Below are 16,629 nucleotides of genomic sequence, written 5' to 3'. Positions count from 1 at the left end.
AGATAAGGCTGGAATTCGAGACTTCGAGCTGTCACCATTGCTCAAGAAAGGGCTTGACGGAGCTTCAAAATTGGTAATACCAGATCAAAGGAGAAAAGCGGATCGAAAGTGAGGGCTGCGATCCATTTCCGGACGGGCGAGGAGGCTCCAAACCGGAAGGCGCGACCAAGGGAGGAACTACCAGGGCCGGCCCAGTTTGCCGGTTCGCTTGATACGGTAGAATGCGCACAAGGGAGGAAACATCATGCGCAAGATAGTGACCAGCTTGCTTGCTGGTATCGGCTTGACACTTGCCTGCGGAACATCCGTCTACGCCCAGGACAAATCGCTCACCATCTTCTGGGCGGAATGGGATCCTGCCAACTACCTCCAGGAACTCGGCAACGAGTACGAGAAGGAAACCGGCGTCAAGATCACGGTGGAGACCACGCCCTGGGCCGACTTCCAGACCAAGGCCTTCACCGAGTTCAACGCTCATGGCGATGCCTACGACCTGGTCGTCGGCGACTCGCAGTGGCTCGGCGCCGGCTCGACCGGTGGCCACTATGTCGACCTCACCGACTTCTTCAACAAGCACAAGCTCGGCGAGGTGATGGCGCCGGCGACGGTGAAGTACTACGCCGAATATCCTGGCAACAGCGGCAAGTACTGGGCCATCCCGCTCGAAGGCGACGCCGTCGGCTGGTCCTATCGCAAGGACTGGTTCGAGGATCCCAAGGAGAAGGAAGCCTTCAAGGCCAAATACGGCTACGACCTCGACGTGCCGAAGGATTTCAAGGCGCTGCGCGACATCGCCGAATTCTTCCACCGGCCGGACCAGAAGAGATACGGCATCGCCATCTACACCGACAATTCCTATGACGCGATGGCGATGGGCTTCGAGAACGCGCTGTTCTCCTATGGCGGCGAACTGGGTGACTATTCGACCTACAAGGTCGACGGTTTCATCAACTCCGACAAGGCTGTCGCCGCGCTCGACGCCTATAAGGAGCTTTACAAGTTCACGCCTCCGGGCTGGGCCAAGTCGTTCTTCGTCGAGGACAACCAGGCGATCACCGAAAACCTGGCCGCGATGAGCATGAACTACTTCGCGTTCTTCCCCTCGCTGATCAACGAGGCGTCGAACCCGAACGCCAAGAACACCGGCTTCTTCGCCAATCCTCCCGGGCCGAACGGCGACCAGTTCGCCGCACTCGGTGGTCAGGGCATCTCCGTCGTCTCCTACTCGCAGAAGCAGGACGAGGCGATGAAGTTCCTCGAATGGTTCATCAAGGACGAGACCCAGAAGAAGTGGGCGGCACTCGGCGGCTACACCTGCAGCGCAGCCGTGCTCAAGTCCGAAGAGTTCCAGAATGCGACGCCCTACAACAAGGCCTTCTACGAGACCATGTTCAAGGTGAAGGATTTCTGGGCGGTGCCGGAATATGCCGAACTGCTCCAGCAGCTCAACCAGCGCGTCTATCCCTACATGATCGGCGGCGAAGGCACCGCCAAGGAAACGCTCGACGCACTGGCCGCCGACTGGAACGCGACCTTCAAGAAATACGGCCGCGGCCAATAATCGTTCATGTCCCACGGAGGGGGCGCTCATGCCTCCTCCGTTTCTTTTTCTTCAAGCGGGAGCAGGGTCTTGGCGACCACGATGATCACCACGCTGGACAGATCTTCACGCGCGGCCGCGCGTGGCCTTAGCGATATTTCGATCCGCAATCTTTTCATCATCCCGACGATCCTGTTCCTGATCGTCTTCAACATCTTTCCGCTGATCTATTCGCTCGGCTATTCCTTCACCGATTTCCGCGCCTCGACCAACGCGCCGGCGAATTTCGTCGGGTTGCAGAACTACCGCGACCTGCTCAGCGATCCTTATGTCTGGTCCAACTTCGCGATCACCGCCAAATACGTGATCATCTCGGTCGCCGGACAGTTGCTGGTCGGTTTCGGCGTGGCGATGCTGCTCAACCGCGATATTCCGCTGAAGGGGCTGCTGACGACCCTGCTGCTGCTGCCGATGATGCTGTCGATGGCCGTCGTCGGCCTGTTCTGGAAACTGCTCTACGATCCGTCATGGGGCGTCATCAACTATGCGCTTGGGCTTGGCAATTTCGAGTGGCTGGCCGACCCCAAGATGGCACTCTACGCGGTGGCGCTGACCGACATCTGGATGTGGTCGCCCTTCGTCATGCTGCTGTCGCTGGCCGGCCTCTCGGCGGTGCCGAAGCACCTCTACGAAGCCGCCGCTATCGACCGCGCCGGTCCGTTCTACACCTTCTTCCGCATCACCTTGCCGCTGGTCGCGCCGATCCTGATGATCGCCGTCATCTTCCGCACCATGGAAGCGTTCAAGACCTTCGATCTGGCCTATATCCTGACCACCCAGCCGACGGCTGAACTGATCTCGATCCGGCTCTACAAGATGGCGTTCCAGGAATGGCAGACCGGGCGCTCCTGCGCGCTCGCCTACATCGTGCTGATCATGGTGCTGGCCATCACCAACATCTACGTCAAATATCTGAACAAAGTGAAGGAGCGCTGAGATGGCCGCCGTCCGCACTTCTTCCGAGATCGCCCTCAACCGCGTCGCAATCGTCGCCGTGCTGGTGGCGACAGTGATCTTCCTGGCGCCGATCTACTGGATCGCCTCGACGGCGTTCAAGCCGCGCAATCTTGCCACCACCATCCCGCCGACGGTCGTGTTCCAGCCGGAGATATCGCCCTTCGTGAAGCTGTTCACCAAGCGCTCGCAATTGCGCAGCCCGCCTTCGCCGGAAGAATACGCGGCGGCGCCCTGGTGGGAACGCGTCGTCTTCGACGGCGGCGAAAAGATCGTGCGCGACGGCAAGGGCCAGGTGCAATGGTCGGGCTATCCGAACCGTTTCATGAATTCGCTGATCGTCGCGATCACTTCGACGGTGCTGGCGGTCGGCATGGGTACGTTCACCGCCTATGGCTTCTCGCGCTTTAGGGTCAAAGGCGAGGCGGACCTTTTGTTCTTCATCCTGTCGACCCGCATGCTGCCGCCCGTGGTGGTGGCGATCCCGATGTTCCTGATGTACCGGGCGGTCGGCCTCAACGATTCCCATATCGGGCTGATCATCCTCTACACCGCCTTCAACCTGTCCTTCTCGGTTTGGCTGATGAAGGGTTTTATGGACGAGATCCCGAAGGAGTACGAGGAAGCGGCGCTCGTCGACGGCTATACGCGCATGGAAGCCTTCTTCAAGATCGTGCTGCCCGAAGCCGCCACCGGCATCGCCGCGACGGCCGTGTTCTGCTTCATCACGGCATGGAACGAATATGCCTTCGCGCTGATCATGACCAATCGCCGCGCCCAGACCGCACCGCCGTTCATCCCGAGCCAGGTCGGCTCCGGGCTGCCGGACTGGACGGTGATCGCCGCCGGCACTTTCCTGTTCCTGCTTCCTGTCGCCATCTTCACCTTCCTGCTTCGTAATCACCTGTTGCGCGGCATGTCCTTCGGAGCGATCCGCAAATGAGCTTTCGCGCCATCAACCAGAAATATCTGGAACCAGGCAGCCAGGTGCTGATGGTGCTCGGCATCGTTGCGCTCTGCCAGCCCTGGAACTTGCTGCTGCACAGCTATGGGCTGACCATCATCCTGATCGGCCTGATCGGCTTCAACATCACCTCCAAGATCGCACCGCAAGAGGAAGCCGGAACCGGCCAGTCAGGCGATCCGCAGCGAAATCCGGGAGCGCAGCATTGACCCAGATCGAGCTTCGCGGCGTCCAGAAGTTCTTCGGCGCCGTCCAGGTCATCAAGGACCTCAACCTCAAGATCGAAGACAACGAGTTCATCGTGCTGCTCGGTCAGTCGGGCTGCGGCAAGACGACGACGCTGCGCGCCATTGCCGGGCTGGAGACGATCGACGAGGGCGACATCCTCATCGACGGCAAGCCCATCCAGCATCTGAAGGCCGCCGATCGCGACATCGCCATGGTCTTCCAGTCGTTCTCGCTGTACCCGCATATGAGCGTCTACGAGAACATCGCCTTTCCCTTGCGCGCCACGCGAAAGAGCAAGAGCGAAATCGACCAGGAAGTTCGCTCGGTCGCCAAGACGCTGCAAATCACGGACCTGCTCGGCAAGAAACCGTCGGCGCTGTCGGGCGGCGACATGCAGCGCGTGGCGATCGGCCGGGCACTGGTGCGGCGGCCGAAAGCGATGCTGATGGACGAGCCGATCGGCGCGCTCGACGCCAAGCTGCGCGAGGAGATGCGGGCCGAGATCAAGCGGCTGCACATCAAGCAAGGCTCGACCACCATCTACGTCACCCATGACCAGATCGAGGCGATGAGCCTCGCCGATCGCATCGTCATCATGCATGAGGGGGTTCTCCAGCAGGTCGGCTCCCCCGACGAGGTCTATTCGCACCCGGCCAACCTCTTCGTCGCGCAATTCGTCGGCAGTCCGGTGATGAACGTGGCCGACGCGGCGGTGGCCGAAAAAGCCTCGTCGGCCTCGGTGACGGTGGGCGATGCGCCAACCGGTTTCGAATTCCCGCGCGCGCTCCTGTCGAAGCTGAACGGCCATGCGGGCGGCCGGCTGGCACTCGGCATCAGGCCGGAAGGCGTCCTCATCAGCCGTGAGGCGGCGGAGGGCTTCATGGCGGTCGAGACGCAGATCGTCGAGCCACTCGGCTCGTTCGACATCGTCGACCTGAAAGTCGGCTCCAAGATGCTGCGCGCCCGCACCAAGAGCGGCTTCATTTCAGGTCCCGGCGAGAGGGTGTTCGCCAGGATCGATCCGACACAGGCGCATTTCTTCGACGCGGCGAGCGGCAAGTCGCTCGGAGTGAGACTCTGATGGCCCATATCCAGCTCAAGAATATCTCCAAGACGTTCGGCAATCACACGGCCCTGACCGGGCTCGACCTCGACATCGCCGATGGCGAGTTCTTCGTCCTGCTCGGCGAGACGGGCGCGGGCAAGACAACGACGCTGCGGCTGATCGCCGGACTGGAAAGACCGAGCGAGGGCCAGGTCTTCATCGACGGGATCGACGTTGCCGACTGGGGCGCCGCGGAGCGCGACGTGGCGCTGGTGCTACAGCAATATTCGCTCTACCCGCGCTATACGGTGCGCGAAAACCTCGAATTCCCGCTGAAGCCGAAGATCCGGCGGCTGCCCGACGCCGAAATCAAGGACCGCGTCGACCGCGCGGCGCGGACGCTCAGGATCGAGCATCTGCTCGACCGCAAGACCGACCGGCTGTCGGGCGGCGAGATGCAGCGCGTCTCGATCGGCCGGGCCATCGTGCGCAAGCCGCGCGTGTTCCTGATGGACGAGCCGCTGTCGGCGCTCGACGCCAAGCTGCGCGAGGCGCTGCGCACGGAACTGAAGAACCTGCAGATGCAGCTCGGCGCCACCTTCCTGTTCGTCACCCACGACCAGATCGAGGCGATGTCCATGGGCGACAAGGTGGGCGTGCTCAACCATGGCCGCATCGTCCAGACCGGCACGCCGCATGAGATCTACAGCAATCCGCGCGACACCTATGTGGCGAGCTTCGTGGGCTCGCCGCCGATGAACCTCATCGACGGCAGGGTGGTCAACGATCGTGCGGTCATGGCGCCGCTGAATTTCGAATTGCCGCTTTCAGGGGGAGCCAAGGCGAGTGCGGCGACCGACGGTCGCCCGCTCGTCTTCGGCATCCGCCCCGAGGACGTCTATCTCGAGACCGGTGCGCCGGTCGAGGCGCGCGTCCACGACGTCGAAAACCATGGCGTGGAAAAGATCCTGACGCTGCGCGTGGGCGAGACCACGCTGCGCGCCACGGTGCCGGCGCGGACCGATGTCGCGATCGAGCAGCCGGTGCGCTTTGCCTGGAATCCGGACAAGGTGGTGCTGTTCGACAAGGGCAGCGGCGTGAGTTTGCGGCACGCCGGATGAGGCGAATATCGCGAATGCGATGTTCCGGACAGCGCCCTAAACAGAAAGCCCGACTTGCGGCAGGGCAAGGAATCCGGGTTAACGGGTCCCTCCGGAGCCTTCGTCGGTGCGCTGTTGATGAAGCCTTGAACGGAAAAACCCGCCTGTGCGGCGGGTCCCTGGCGCAACTCAGCACCATAACCAAATATCTACCATAGTTGCCTTCACCCAGTCAAGAAAAAATTCCTATCATGGGAAACTGGCACAGCGGGACTGGCTGTGGTCAGGTCTTGTTAACCCGAGTTCTGAGCCCCCGCAGCAATGCCGGCCGGACAGCCGTCCCGCACCTCTACTTCGGCAGATAGGTCTCATAGGGCTCGGTGTTGATCAGCAGGATCACGCATTCCGTGTCCGAGAGGCAGGCGTCGGCATGCATCTCATTGGCCTTCTGGGTCCAGTAGGATCCGGGAGGCAGCTCGACCTTGCTCGCCTCGCCGCCGTCCATCTGCCAGTGCGCCCATAGGCCCTGGATCACCGCGGCGCGATAATCGGCGGTGTGCGCATGAACAGGGGCGTGCCAGTTGCCCGGGACTTTCAGCAAGGTACCCGCGGGGCCCTTGGCCCTTTCTCCCCATAGCGGTCCGAGACGCTGCGGTTGGTCCGGCGCCTCGGAAACATAGGGAATCTTGTTGGCCGGCAGATAGCTGTCCTCAAGGGCGGAGGCACGGCCGGGGACAGTGAGCATTGCGGCCAGCGTCAGGATTTTTAAGTGACTTGGCATCGCTTCTCCTCTTCGGGCCGACTTGCCGCCGGCGCTCGTCTGTTGGATGACAAGCTATTGCAAATGGCCAAGCCGGGAATGGCATTCTGTCCGGAACACTTGGCAATTCATCCAGGCCGGAAATCGCCACTGCAAACAGCGTTGATTTAGCCTTTTGCCGAGGCGCCGCCCGCGGCGCGCAAATGGCTGGGCGCGCTGCCGACGATGCGCTTGAAGGCCCGGCTGAACGACGCTTCCGAATCGTAGCCCAATCTGGCGGCGATCACCGACACCCGCATCCCTTCTTCCTCGAGCCACCGTCTTGCCTGATGCATGCGCACCCCGGCGACATATTTTGCCGGCGTCTCTCCGACGACGGCCGTGAAACGTTCGGCAAAAGCCGACCGTGAGGCGCCCATCTCGCGGGCCAGCGCTTCGACGGTCCAGTTCCTGTCAGGCTGCCGATGAATGGCGACCAGCACGCGGCCGATGTCCCGATCCTTGATCGCCGCGATCCAACCCGTGATGTCACCGGCGCTGTTCTCCACCCAGGAGCGGATGATGGCTGCGGCCAATACATCGGCCAGCCGCGCCAGCATCATGCCGGAGCCGGCCCGGTTCCTCGTCGCCTCGTCGGCCATGGCTTCCAGCAAATGCGGGATGCCTGGCTCGCCGGCCATCAGCTCCTTCGCGCGCAGCATATCCGGCATCATGGCCAGCAGTGGATGCGAGCCATCGTGGTTGAAGTGCATGCTGCCGCAGAACAGCAGCGTTTTTGCACCATGGCCGCCGTTCGAGACGGCGTAGACATTGTCCTGCAGGGGCTCGACGCTGTAGCTTTCGAGCGGTTCGGCTTGTACACCGGGTGCGCTGGCAAGGATATGCTCGGCGCCGCGCGGCAACAGCAATGCATCGCCGGCTTTCAGTTCCATCCATTCGCCTGGTGGCGAAAGCAGCCAGCATCCGGCACGGCCGATGAAGTGAAACCGCGCCGCCTTCTGCACCGGAAAGAGCACGGCCCAAGGCGCGCCCAGTTCGCAGCGGCCATAGTCGACGCCCTCGAGGCGCAGCGCGCGCAACATCTCGGTCAACGCACCCCCGGGGCCGGCACAGTGTCGTTGGGCGAGGTCAAGTCCATGCCGATTCCTACAGCAGTTCAGCGTCCCACGGAAACGCTGAACTGCTGTACCTCTTCGGGCAATTCCGGACGGAATTGCTCCAGCCTGGAGTCACGGCCTGCCGCTTCAGCCGGCCTGGCGGATCTCAGCATGTTCCTCGGCACGCAGGTGGCTGGGAGCCGAGCCGATGACGCGCTTGAAGGCCCGGCTGAAGGCGGCGTCCGACTCATAACCCAGGCGTGTGGCGACGACGGAAATCTTCTGGCGATCGCGCACCAGCCATTGTCGGGCCTGGTGCATGCGCACCTGGGTGACGTACCTGGCCGGCGTCTCGCCGACAATGGTGGCAAAACGCTCGGCAAAGCCCGATCGCGAGGCGCCCATCATCCTGGCGAGCGCCTCGACGGTCCAGTCGCGGTCCGGTTCGAGATGGATGGCGGCCAGAACGCGCCCGATGTCGGGATCCCTGACCGCCGCGATCCAACCGCTTGAATCGCCGCAGCCGCGCTCGACCCATGAGCGGATCACGGTGGCGGCAAGGACGTCGGCGAGCCGCGCCAGAATGCCGCCGGAGCCGACGCGCTCCATCGTCACTTCACGCGCCATCGAGTCCAGGAGATGCGGAATACCCGGCTCATAAGCTTCGAGTTCATGCGCGCGCATGACATCAGGCATCATGCCGAGCAGGGGATGTAGGCCATCGATGTTGAAGTACATGCTGCCAAAAAACAGCAGCGTGCCCGGACAGCGACCATCGGGGCACATGGCTTCATTGGACATGCAATAGACGTTCTTGCAGACTTCTTCGGCCGCGTAGCCCTGGATCGGCCAAGCCTTGGTGCCCGGTTCGCTTGCCAGCACATGCGCTGCGCCACGCGGCAGCAGCGCCGCGTCGCCCGCCTTGAGCTCGACCCACTCGCCCGAGGGCTGCATCAGCCAGCAGCCCTTGCGGCCGATGAAGTGGAATCGCGCCGCTGCCTGGGCCGGAAACTGGACGCCCCAAGGCTCCCGCATTTCGCAACGGGCGTAGTCGACGCCGTCGAGACGCAGCCCGCGCAATATGTCGGTCAGCGGATCGCCAGTGGTCGAAATTTTGGACGAACGGTCAAACATAATGGTGTTTCTAGCATGGAAACTCCAGGTCGTCACTCCCTATGTTGCAGTGCAGCCAAATGTTGCGCTGCAACTTCATCGGAGACTGACCATGGCCGAACCCGCGACGGGCGTCGTCGACGCCGCCCTATTGAACACTGTCGATCAGGAGGAACGAACCGAGCCGGCATGGGGCGCCGTCGTCTCGCTGGCGCTTGGTGTTTTCGGTCTCGTTACGGCGGAATTCCTGCCCGCCAGCCTGTTGACGCCGATGGCGAGCGATCTCGGCGTCAGCGAAGGCGTTGCGGGACAGGCGGTCACCGCGACCGCGATCGTCGGCGCCATTGCCGCTCCCACGATGGCGATCATAACACGGCGCATGGACCGCAGGCTGGTGATGTGGATGCTGACCGCGTTTCTGATCGCCTCGAACCTTTTGGCCGCCTTTGCCTCGTCGCTGTCCATGCTTCTGCTTGCCCGCGTCGTGCTCGGCGTTGCACTCGGCGGCTTCTGGGCTATGTCGGCGGCCATGGCGTTGCGGCTGGTGCCGATGCGGTTGATGCCACGCGCCATGTCGATCATCCTGACCGGCGTTTCGCTGGCCACCGTCACCGCCGCCCCTGTCGGCGCCTATGTCGGTGATATCTGGGGCTGGCGCACGGCTTTCATGATCGCCACGGTCGTCGCTGCGCTGGCGTTGTTGGTGCAGGTGGCCACCATTCCGAAACTGCCGCCGATGGGCGTGGCAAGTTTCCGCACTTTGCTCGAGGTGCTGGAGCGCCCGTCGATCAGGGTGGCGCTGCTGGTCGTGCTGCTGGTCGCTTCGGGGCACTTTGCCGGCTTCACCTATGTGCGCCCCTTCCTCGAGAAGATCCCGATGCTCGGCATCGAGACAATCTCGCTGGTGCTCCTGGCCTATGGCATAGGCGGCTTCTTCGGCAATATCGCCGGCGGCATCCTGGCCGAACGCAATCTCAAGGCCGCCGTCGCGCTGGCACCCCTGCTGATCGCAGTGGCCGCCGCCTCGATGCTGGTCTTCGGCGCCTCGCCGGCGATCGCCGCCGCCGCCGTGGCGGCCTGGGGCTTTGCCTTCGGCGCGGTGCCGGTCGGGCTGCAGACATGGCTGGTGCGGGCCGCGCCCGATCAAGCCGAGAGCGCCGGCGGCCTGATGGTCTCCACCTTCCAGGTGGCGATTGCGCTCGGCGCCGTCTTTGGCGGCCTGCTGGTCGATCATGCCGGCGTCGCCAGTGCCTTCGCCTATTGCGGCGTGGCGACTTTGCTGGCGGCAGTCGTGGTGTTTCTGCTCGGCCCAAAACGCGCCGAGTAGGCTCTCCCGACAACCATCCCTGACTTGCGCAACGGCCCGAGAACCATCATGGTTCTCGGGCCGTTGCCTTTGCGATGGCGGCGTCGCTGACAGGCAGACGCGGCAGGCTGCCGGCGAAATTCAGGCTGAACGCCCATCGAAGTCGAAGATCGACAAGGCGGACGGATCGACATCGGCGACACAGTTGACGTTGATGTAGGCGCTGCGTTCACTCCCCCGCGCACATCCTCGGCGAAAGGATGGATGCCGCAGGTGCGACAGAAGCGGTGCGCGATGGCGCGGTTGCCGAATGTGTAGGTGCCGATCTCGTCGCTCCAGGCCAGCACCCGCAGCGCCTGATGCGGAACGGCGCACAGCAAGGCGCCCTTGCGCGAGCAGATCGAGCAATTGCACCGCACGGCTCCGGTCAGTTCCGCCTCGAACTCGAAGGCGACCTTGCCGCAATGACAGCTGCCTTTGTAGAGCATCGTTTTCTTCCTTGCGTCCGCCAGGGGTGCAAAACCGCCCGCACCGGGTTAAGTCTCGGCACGCCACGCGCTGGCTGCTAAGCTTAAGACGTCCCAGAGGTCCGGAGTCCGACACCGAAGATGCAATCCGTCCGCGATCACCTGGAAACTATCCTTGCGCGTCTCGCCGCCCGTGCCGGTGAAGAACGTGTGTTCACGAAACTCTATACCGAAGCCGCGCGAGCCGCAGCCGATGCCTCCGACGCGCGGCGGAGGGCCGGCGTGAGGCTCGGACCGCTCGACGGAACGATCATTTCGATCAAGGACCTGTTCGATGTCTGCGGCGAGGCGACCACGGCCGGATCACTGCTGCTCAAGGATGCTGCGCCGGCAATTGGCGACGCCATGATTGTGCGTCGGCTGCGGCAAGCCGGCGCGGTGATCATCGGCAAGACCAACATGACCGAGTTCGCCTTTACCGCCATCGGCGACAACCAGCACTATGGCACGCCTGGCAACGCGACCGATGCCGACCGCATTCCCGGCGGGTCTTCCTCGGGCGCCGGCGTTTCCGTCGGCGAGGGGACGAGCGAAATCTCCATTGGTTCCGACACCGGCGGGTCGATCCGTATTCCGGCGGCACTCAACGGCGTCGTCGGCTTCAAGCCGACGGCGCGGCGGGTGCCGCTCACAGGCGCCTTTCCGCTGTCGGCCACGCTGGACTCGGTCGGCCCGCTCGCCCGCACCGTGGCGCAATGCGCCGCAGCCGATGCGGTGATGGCGGGCGAGGACTTGGCGCTGCCGGCGCCACTCGCCCTTGCGGGGCTGCGCATCGGTCTCCCGCGCGGCGTGCTTTTCGGAGAGACTGAAGGCGCGGTGGCAGCAGCGTTCGAGCGCTGCCTCGGCAAGATCGAGCAGGCCGGCGCACGGGTCGCGGACCTGTCGATCGACGACCTGATCGCGGACCTTCGCGCGGTCACAAAACGTGGTTCGATCGCCGCGATGGAAGGGGCTGAAGTGCATGCAGACTGGTTGGCGGCAGGCGCTCCGGTGCCGGTTGACCCGCATGTGAGCGGACCCTTGTCGCGGGCGGCAATGCTGCCGACCCCGGTTTACATCAGGGCACTGCGTCGCCGTGCTGCGTTGGCCGCCGCCACGGATGAGCGGCTGACGTCGGTCGATGTGCTGGCCCTGCCAACCACGCCGGTGACAGCGCCGACCATCGTCTCCCTGGCGCAAGATGCCGGTCTGCGCGATCGCACGGAGGGCCTGCTGCTGCGCAACACGCAGGTGGCCAACCAGTTCGATCTCTGCGCGATCTCGCTGCCGATACCAGGCATGGCGCTGCCGGCCGGCTTGATGCTGGTGGCGCGCCACGGCCATGACCGCCGTCTGCTGAGCATCGCCGCTGAAGTGGAGAGATTGCTGGGCGGCTGATCGGGACTGAACCGAATGTCAGTGTGAAGAGCAGTGCTTGCGTTCGCTGTCCTTGGCGGCGCGCTCGACGGCCGTCGCGATCAGCCACGGCAGGCTGTATTGCTTGCCGGTGATGGTCTGGGTGCGTCGCTCGATCGATCCCCTGACGACAATCTTGCCGGCAGAGAGCGCAGCCGACGCCTCGACCATCGCCTTGTCCTTCGTCGGCAATCCGCCGGTGTCGATCGACACGCCCTTGATGATCTTGCCGGTGGCGAGGTCGAGCACGCTGTTCGATGGGCAGGGAGCCTTGAAGCAGCGCAGCCCGTTGTCGCAATAGACATAGCTGCTTTCGGCCGCGGCGAGCGAGGGCAGCAGGCCCGCTGAAGTGGTGGCAAGGCAAAGGAATGCGAGGCGGAGAACGGACATGGCTCCAGCGTCGCGAAGAATTGGGGCGAAACGGCGATGGTCTAGCTGTCGGCGGGAAACCGTCGCCGATAGTGCCCGACCACTTCCGGGTTGCGCAGATTGACCGGCAATTTGCCTGCCAGCACCAGCAGGGCCTCGCCGGCCGCGCCAACGCCCATGCGCATCATCGATTCCTCGGTGATGCCGGCCATGTGCGGGGTGATGACGACGTTGTCGAAGCTGAAATAGGGATGATCCGGTGGCAGCGGCTGCGTCGAGAACACGTCGAGCGCGGCACCGCCGATGCGGCGCTCCCGCAAGGCCTCGATCAGCGCGTCGTCATCGACGACGGGCCCGCGCGACACGTTGATCAGCAGCGCGTTGGGTTTCATGCGCGATATGCGTTCGCGGCTGATCAGGCCGCGCGTTTCCGGCGTCAGCGGACAGCACAGGACGATGATGTCGCTCTGCTCGACCAGCGCGTCGATCGACAGGAAGCCGACCTTGTCCGGTGCCGGCTGCATGCTGCGGGTCGTTGCCACCACTTTCAGGTCGAATCCATGCGCGGCGATATGGCCAACGGCCTGTCCGACGGCGCCGAGACCGACGATGCCGATCGTCTTGCCGGCGAGCTCGATGTTGGAATTGGCGTGCTCGCGACCGGCAAGCCAACCCTTGGCGCGCAGGTCGCGGTCGACGACACGAAACTGCCGAAGCAGGGCGAGGGCTGCAAACATCACATGCTCGGCCACCGAGCGTGCGTTGACCGCCGGCACGTTGGCGACCAGCACACCTGCCGCGGTCGCTGCTTCCATCGGGATCATGTCGAGCCCGGCGCCATGGCGGATCGCTGCCCGCAACCTGGTGGCACCCTCGAACAACAGTGGCGGCAGGGGCGCGCGCACAATGACGATGTCGGCATTCCTCGCCTCGGCGGCCAGCGTGCCCGGATCGATGGCCGAGGCGACGACAAGCTCACCCGCCCCCGCCAGCATGGCCGCGGCGCGCGGATGCAGTCTGTGCGTCGACAGGATGCGCGTCATCCCCGTCAGGCCTGTTCGAGCGTCGGGTTTTGCGGCGCCGCCCCGAGGCCTTCGATCAGCCCCTTCCAGTAGCTTTCCGCGCCCTGCAGGTGGGCGCTCATCAGCGCCTGGGCGAGATTGCCGTCGCGCCGCAGCAGCGCCTCGTATATCTGGATGTGTTCGGCATGCGAGCGCACGCTGCGCTCCGGATCGTTGAAGTAGATCGGCAGGCGCTGCTCGCCCATCAAATAGTAAACGCTGCAGATGTTGTGGAAGACGCCATTCTTGGTGGCGCGCACGATCTCGAGATGGAATTCGCGGTCCTCCTTGGCGAGGCCTTCGCCTGCCGCGATGCGTTCTTCCGAGGCCTTCAGGATCTCGCGCAACCGTTCGAAATTCTCCTCGGTGGCACGCGAGCATGCAAGTTCGGCCGCCTTGATCTCATGGATCTTGCGCAATTCGACCGTCTCGTAGATCTGCAAGGGATCGAGCGGCAGGCCGGCGCGCGCGAACAGCGCCAGCGCCTCGACGCTGGCCTGCTTGGTGTCGATATAGATGCCGGACTTGGCCCTGCGCTCGACGATGCGCATGGCCTCGAGAATGGCCAGCGCCTCGCGGATCTGGCCGCGGCTGACGCCGAAATGCTCCGCCAGTTCGCGTTCCGACGGGGTTCGGCCCGTCTCCTTGTCGGAATGGGAGAACAGATAGGCGGCAAGCTCCGCGAGAAGGTTGTTTTCTTTCATCGTCAATTGCGTTGCGCGTGCGCCTCCAGGAATCGCTCCGAAATGGTGAATCCCAATCCGGGTTTTTCGGGGATCGCTATCATACCGTCCCTGGCTTCGACAGTCTCTTCGACAAGGTCGTGGATCATCGGATTGGCACCGAGCGAATATTCGACGGTGAAGCTCGACGGCGAGGCGGCGCAGACATGCAGCCCGGCGAAGAAGCAGGGCGCGCCGGCCCATAGATGCGGCGCAAAGCGCAGGTTGAAGGCGCTGGCGATGGTTCCGATCTTCATGGCCTCGCTGATGCCGCCGCAGAAGGCGGGATCGGGCTGGAAGATGTCGGCGGCCTTGAGCACGGCGAGGTCGCGGAAGGCATAGCGGGTCGCATCGCTTTCGCCGGTGGCGATCGGTATGGCGCCGGAGGCACGGACTTCGGCAAGGCCGGACTTGTCGTCGGCGATCACCGGCTCCTCGAACCAGGCAAGGTCGAGATCGCCGGCGAGATGGATGAAACGCTTGGCCTCCGCCACCGTATAGGTGCCATGGGCGTCGACCATCAACTCGACGTCGGGGCCGAGCGCCTCACGGGCGGCGCGAACGCGAGCGGCCGACACATGCGCGGCGCCATCCATGGCGCCGATGCGCATCTTCAGCGCCTTGAAGCCGCCCCTGGCGACATAGGATTTGAGCTGGTCGCCGATCGCGTCGGCGGACGCCCAGCCACCCGAGGCGTAGGCCGGCATGCGATCGAGCTTGCGCCCACCGATCAGCCGCCAGACCGGCTGCCCGAGCGATTTGCCCAGTATGTCCCAGAGCGCGATGTCGACGGCGCTGATGGCGGCCACGCTCATGCCGCGCCGCGCCAGCTGCGGCATGGCATGGCCGGCGCGCGCCGCGCTGTCGTGGCGCACGCCATTGTAGAGCATTTCCCAGATGATGCCGATATCGGCCGGATCGCGGCCGACGAGCTGCGGCCCGACCTCGCGGTTCAGCATATGGACGAGCGCACCATAGCTGCCGGCGCTGCCGGCGGCGTTCTTGCCTTCGCCCCAGCCGACCAGCCCGTCATCGGTTTCGATGCGCAGGATGGCGGCGTCGAAGGTCGTCACCTGACCGAAATCGCTGCGGTGCTGCTTGGCCGCCTCGATCGGTATGCGAATCCACCAGGCCTGGACGCTTTTGATGCGCATGGTCTTCCCCGGCCCTGCCGCCGGATGGCGGGAGGGCTCATTCCCAATCGGATCGGCTACTTGATCAGCGGCAGCAACGTTTCGGCAGTGATCCGCATCTGGTCGGTGTAGAACTTTTCCGTCAGCACGCTGGAGCCGTGATCCTGGATGAATTTGAGCTGCTCGGGCGAGATGTCGACCGGGTGGCGTTCGACCATGTCGGGGTAGGGCGCGGCCGGTGTGCGGTCGACAGGCGCGACGAACTCGTTGGTCAGCGCCCCGTCATAGCCGACCTCCCGCAAGGTCGCCACGATCTTCGGCCAGTCGATCTGGCCGAGGCCTGCGGCGAAGCGGTTGTTGTCGGCGACATGGAAGTCGAACAGGCGCTTTCCGACCTTACGGATCGCGTCGTAAACGTTAAATTCCTCCATATGGATGTGGTAGGCGTCCAGGCAGACGCCACATTCCGGGCTGACCGCGTCGGCCAGCGCCAAGGCCTGGGCGCCGCGATTGAACAGGTAGGTCTCGAAACGGTTGAGTGGCTCGACCGCGATCTTGACGCCGACCTTCTTGGCGTGGGTGAAGCACTCCCTGGTGGCATCGACCACCCACTTCCATTCCTCTTCCTCGGTGCCGTCCGGCACGACCTTGCCGACGGTCGCGGGAACCAGCGTGATGATCTCGCCGTCGAGTTCGCTGACCATGGTCAACACGTCCTTGACGTATTGCACGGAGCGCTCGCGCTGGCCCTGGTCCCGGGCGGCAAGGTTGCGTTCGCCCAGCATCAAGGTCACGGCGCCCCAGCAGCGTATGCCGTGCTCCTTCAGGAGCGCGCGCGTCTCCTTGGTCTTGTATTGGTCGGGCTCGCCGGAAATCTCGATCGACTCATAGCCGAATTTCTTGATGCGCTTGAGCGTCGTCTCCAACGGTTCCGCGCGCATCCAGTTGTGCGTCGAAAGATGCATGGTCTGTCCTTCCCGGATCGTCCCTAATGGTTCGCCTGCAACATGCCGTCACCGGATGTGACGGACGGTTCCTCCCCAAGGCGTTCCAGCATTTCTTCGCAAACTGGTTCGACCAATTGGGCCCAAGACGAGGTCTACAGCAATTTCCCACGCGCGGCAAGAACTGTGCGATGGCAACTTGATGTCTGGATTACTCCATTGATTATATTGGACTATGCTGCCCTCCCGTGGCACGGTGGAGGGCTCTGAATGTGAGTGGCAAGGCTTGACCAAATCGCCACGTTTGGTAA

At 63.7% G+C, this 16,629-nt stretch carries 16 protein-coding genes and 1 pseudogene; 8 read left to right on the top strand and 9 right to left on the bottom strand.

Features of this window, described 5'->3' with window-relative positions; all coding sequences use genetic code 11:
- Positions 1 to 244: 244 nt before the first annotated feature.
- The 6 genes from ACIU1A_RS23905 (at position 245) to ACIU1A_RS23880 (ending at position 5,912) form a co-directional block, all read left to right on the top strand.
- A complete protein-coding gene (locus ACIU1A_RS23905; RefSeq protein WP_140500410.1) occupies positions 245 to 1,561 on the top strand; it encodes an ABC transporter substrate-binding protein in 1,317 nt (438 codons plus the stop codon).
- A 69-nt stretch (positions 1,562 to 1,630) separates the two neighbouring features.
- Positions 1,631 to 2,536 (top strand): carbohydrate ABC transporter permease, encoded by a 906-nt coding sequence (locus tag ACIU1A_RS23900; RefSeq protein WP_140500408.1) that lies wholly within the window; start codon positions 1,631 to 1,633, stop codon positions 2,534 to 2,536.
- A gap of 1 nt (position 2,537) precedes the next feature.
- Positions 2,538 to 3,497 carry a carbohydrate ABC transporter permease gene (locus ACIU1A_RS23895; protein WP_140500406.1) on the top strand — a complete coding sequence of 320 codons (960 nt, stop codon included), beginning with the start codon at positions 2,538 to 2,540 and terminating at the stop codon, positions 3,495 to 3,497.
- The gene (locus ACIU1A_RS23890; protein WP_140513808.1) at positions 3,494 to 3,727 is read left to right on the top strand and encodes a hypothetical protein; all 234 of its coding nucleotides are present in this window, start codon (positions 3,494 to 3,496) and stop codon (positions 3,725 to 3,727) included. The genes ACIU1A_RS23895 and ACIU1A_RS23890 overlap by 4 nt, the downstream gene beginning before the upstream one ends.
- A complete protein-coding gene (locus ACIU1A_RS23885) occupies positions 3,724 to 4,827 on the top strand; it encodes an ABC transporter ATP-binding protein (RefSeq protein ID WP_140500402.1) in 1,104 nt (367 codons plus the stop codon). Before ACIU1A_RS23890 ends, ACIU1A_RS23885 begins: the two co-directional genes overlap by 4 nt.
- Positions 4,827 to 5,912 carry an ABC transporter ATP-binding protein gene (locus tag ACIU1A_RS23880; RefSeq protein WP_404925434.1) on the top strand — a complete coding sequence of 362 codons (1,086 nt, stop codon included), beginning with the start codon at positions 4,827 to 4,829 and terminating at the stop codon, positions 5,910 to 5,912. Before ACIU1A_RS23885 ends, ACIU1A_RS23880 begins: the two co-directional genes overlap by 1 nt.
- A gap of 328 nt (positions 5,913 to 6,240) precedes the next feature.
- Here ACIU1A_RS23880 and ACIU1A_RS23875 read toward each other — a convergent pair whose 3' ends face one another.
- The 3 genes from ACIU1A_RS23875 to ACIU1A_RS23865 all read right to left on the bottom strand — a co-directional run bounded on the left by ACIU1A_RS23875 (position 6,241) and on the right by ACIU1A_RS23865 (position 8,882).
- The gene (locus ACIU1A_RS23875) at positions 6,241 to 6,672 is read right to left on the bottom strand and encodes a DUF4437 domain-containing protein (RefSeq protein ID WP_404925433.1); all 432 of its coding nucleotides are present in this window, start codon (positions 6,670 to 6,672) and stop codon (positions 6,241 to 6,243) included.
- A gap of 146 nt (positions 6,673 to 6,818) precedes the next feature.
- Positions 6,819 to 7,733, bottom strand: a complete 915-nt coding sequence (locus ACIU1A_RS23870; protein ID WP_404928008.1) for an AraC family transcriptional regulator — start codon at positions 7,731 to 7,733, stop codon at positions 6,819 to 6,821.
- Between the two features lie 162 nt (positions 7,734 to 7,895).
- Positions 7,896 to 8,882 carry an AraC family transcriptional regulator gene (locus tag ACIU1A_RS23865; protein ID WP_404925432.1) on the bottom strand — a complete coding sequence of 329 codons (987 nt, stop codon included), beginning with the start codon at positions 8,880 to 8,882 and terminating at the stop codon, positions 7,896 to 7,898.
- Positions 8,883 to 8,973: 91 nt separating this feature from the next.
- Between ACIU1A_RS23865 and ACIU1A_RS23860 the strand changes: the two genes are divergently transcribed.
- On the top strand, positions 8,974 to 10,188 hold the full coding sequence (locus tag ACIU1A_RS23860; protein ID WP_140664932.1) for an MFS transporter: 1,215 nt from the start codon (positions 8,974 to 8,976) through the stop codon (positions 10,186 to 10,188).
- A 120-nt stretch (positions 10,189 to 10,308) separates the two neighbouring features.
- Here the strand turns inward: ACIU1A_RS23860 and ACIU1A_RS23855 are convergent.
- Positions 10,309 to 10,655 (bottom strand): annotated as a pseudogene (locus ACIU1A_RS23855) (GFA family protein).
- Positions 10,656 to 10,775: 120 nt separating this feature from the next.
- Here ACIU1A_RS23855 and ACIU1A_RS23850 point away from each other — a divergent pair.
- Positions 10,776 to 12,071 carry an amidase gene (locus ACIU1A_RS23850; protein WP_404925431.1) on the top strand — a complete coding sequence of 432 codons (1,296 nt, stop codon included), beginning with the start codon at positions 10,776 to 10,778 and terminating at the stop codon, positions 12,069 to 12,071.
- An 18-nt stretch (positions 12,072 to 12,089) separates the two neighbouring features.
- On the opposite strand, the gene ACIU1A_RS23845 is transcribed toward ACIU1A_RS23850, so the two are convergent.
- The 5 genes from ACIU1A_RS23845 to ACIU1A_RS23825 are packed head-to-tail and all read right to left on the bottom strand — an operon-like array spanning position 12,090 to position 16,339.
- The gene (locus ACIU1A_RS23845; RefSeq protein ID WP_404925430.1) at positions 12,090 to 12,479 is read right to left on the bottom strand and encodes a hypothetical protein; all 390 of its coding nucleotides are present in this window, start codon (positions 12,477 to 12,479) and stop codon (positions 12,090 to 12,092) included.
- A gap of 41 nt (positions 12,480 to 12,520) precedes the next feature.
- Positions 12,521 to 13,501: a hydroxyacid dehydrogenase gene (locus ACIU1A_RS23840; protein ID WP_140500385.1), complete on the bottom strand. Its 981-nt coding sequence runs from the start codon at positions 13,499 to 13,501 to the stop codon at positions 12,521 to 12,523.
- Between the two features lie 5 nt (positions 13,502 to 13,506).
- Complete coding sequence (locus ACIU1A_RS23835) at positions 13,507 to 14,223, bottom strand: FadR/GntR family transcriptional regulator (RefSeq protein WP_140513801.1); 717 nt, start codon at positions 14,221 to 14,223, stop codon at positions 13,507 to 13,509.
- 2 nt (positions 14,224 to 14,225) lie between these two features.
- Positions 14,226 to 15,395, bottom strand: a complete 1,170-nt coding sequence (locus tag ACIU1A_RS23830; RefSeq protein WP_140500381.1) for a mandelate racemase/muconate lactonizing enzyme family protein — start codon at positions 15,393 to 15,395, stop codon at positions 14,226 to 14,228.
- A 56-nt stretch (positions 15,396 to 15,451) separates the two neighbouring features.
- The gene (locus ACIU1A_RS23825) at positions 15,452 to 16,339 is read right to left on the bottom strand and encodes a sugar phosphate isomerase/epimerase (protein WP_140513800.1); all 888 of its coding nucleotides are present in this window, start codon (positions 16,337 to 16,339) and stop codon (positions 15,452 to 15,454) included.
- Positions 16,340 to 16,629 lie beyond the last annotated feature (290 nt).

The sequence above is a fragment of the Mesorhizobium maamorense genome (genome assembly GCF_044998965.1).
Lineage (GTDB): Bacteria > Pseudomonadota > Alphaproteobacteria > Rhizobiales > Rhizobiaceae > Mesorhizobium.
The sequence above is the reverse complement of the archived record's forward strand: the minus strand, read 5'-3'. Positions and strand labels throughout refer to the sequence as shown.

Excerpts from the sequence above, each read along its gene's own strand:
- ACIU1A_RS23830 (WP_140500381.1), bottom strand. The coding sequence starts at position 15,395 with ATGCGCATCAAAAGCGTCCAGGCCTGGTGGATTCGCATACCGATCGAG.
- ACIU1A_RS23880 (WP_404925434.1), top strand. The coding sequence starts at position 4,827 with ATGGCCCATATCCAGCTCAAGAATATCTCCAAGACGTTCGGCAATCAC.
- ACIU1A_RS23860 (WP_140664932.1), top strand. The coding sequence starts at position 8,974 with ATGGCCGAACCCGCGACGGGCGTCGTCGACGCCGCCCTATTGAACACT.
- ACIU1A_RS23845 (WP_404925430.1), bottom strand. The coding sequence starts at position 12,479 with ATGTCCGTTCTCCGCCTCGCATTCCTTTGCCTTGCCACCACTTCAGCG.
- ACIU1A_RS23850 (WP_404925431.1), top strand. The coding sequence starts at position 10,776 with ATGCAATCCGTCCGCGATCACCTGGAAACTATCCTTGCGCGTCTCGCC.
- ACIU1A_RS23865 (WP_404925432.1), bottom strand. The coding sequence starts at position 8,882 with ATGTTTGACCGTTCGTCCAAAATTTCGACCACTGGCGATCCGCTGACC.
- ACIU1A_RS23895 (WP_140500406.1), top strand. The coding sequence starts at position 2,538 with ATGGCCGCCGTCCGCACTTCTTCCGAGATCGCCCTCAACCGCGTCGCA.
- ACIU1A_RS23890 (WP_140513808.1), top strand. The coding sequence starts at position 3,494 with ATGAGCTTTCGCGCCATCAACCAGAAATATCTGGAACCAGGCAGCCAG.
- ACIU1A_RS23905 (WP_140500410.1), top strand. The coding sequence starts at position 245 with ATGCGCAAGATAGTGACCAGCTTGCTTGCTGGTATCGGCTTGACACTT.
- ACIU1A_RS23870 (WP_404928008.1), bottom strand. The coding sequence starts at position 7,733 with ATGTTGCGCGCGCTGCGCCTCGAGGGCGTCGACTATGGCCGCTGCGAA.
- ACIU1A_RS23840 (WP_140500385.1), bottom strand. The coding sequence starts at position 13,501 with ATGACGCGCATCCTGTCGACGCACAGACTGCATCCGCGCGCCGCGGCC.
- ACIU1A_RS23875 (WP_404925433.1), bottom strand. The coding sequence starts at position 6,672 with ATGCCAAGTCACTTAAAAATCCTGACGCTGGCCGCAATGCTCACTGTC.
- ACIU1A_RS23835 (WP_140513801.1), bottom strand. The coding sequence starts at position 14,223 with ATGAAAGAAAACAACCTTCTCGCGGAGCTTGCCGCCTATCTGTTCTCC.
- ACIU1A_RS23825 (WP_140513800.1), bottom strand. The coding sequence starts at position 16,339 with ATGCATCTTTCGACGCACAACTGGATGCGCGCGGAACCGTTGGAGACG.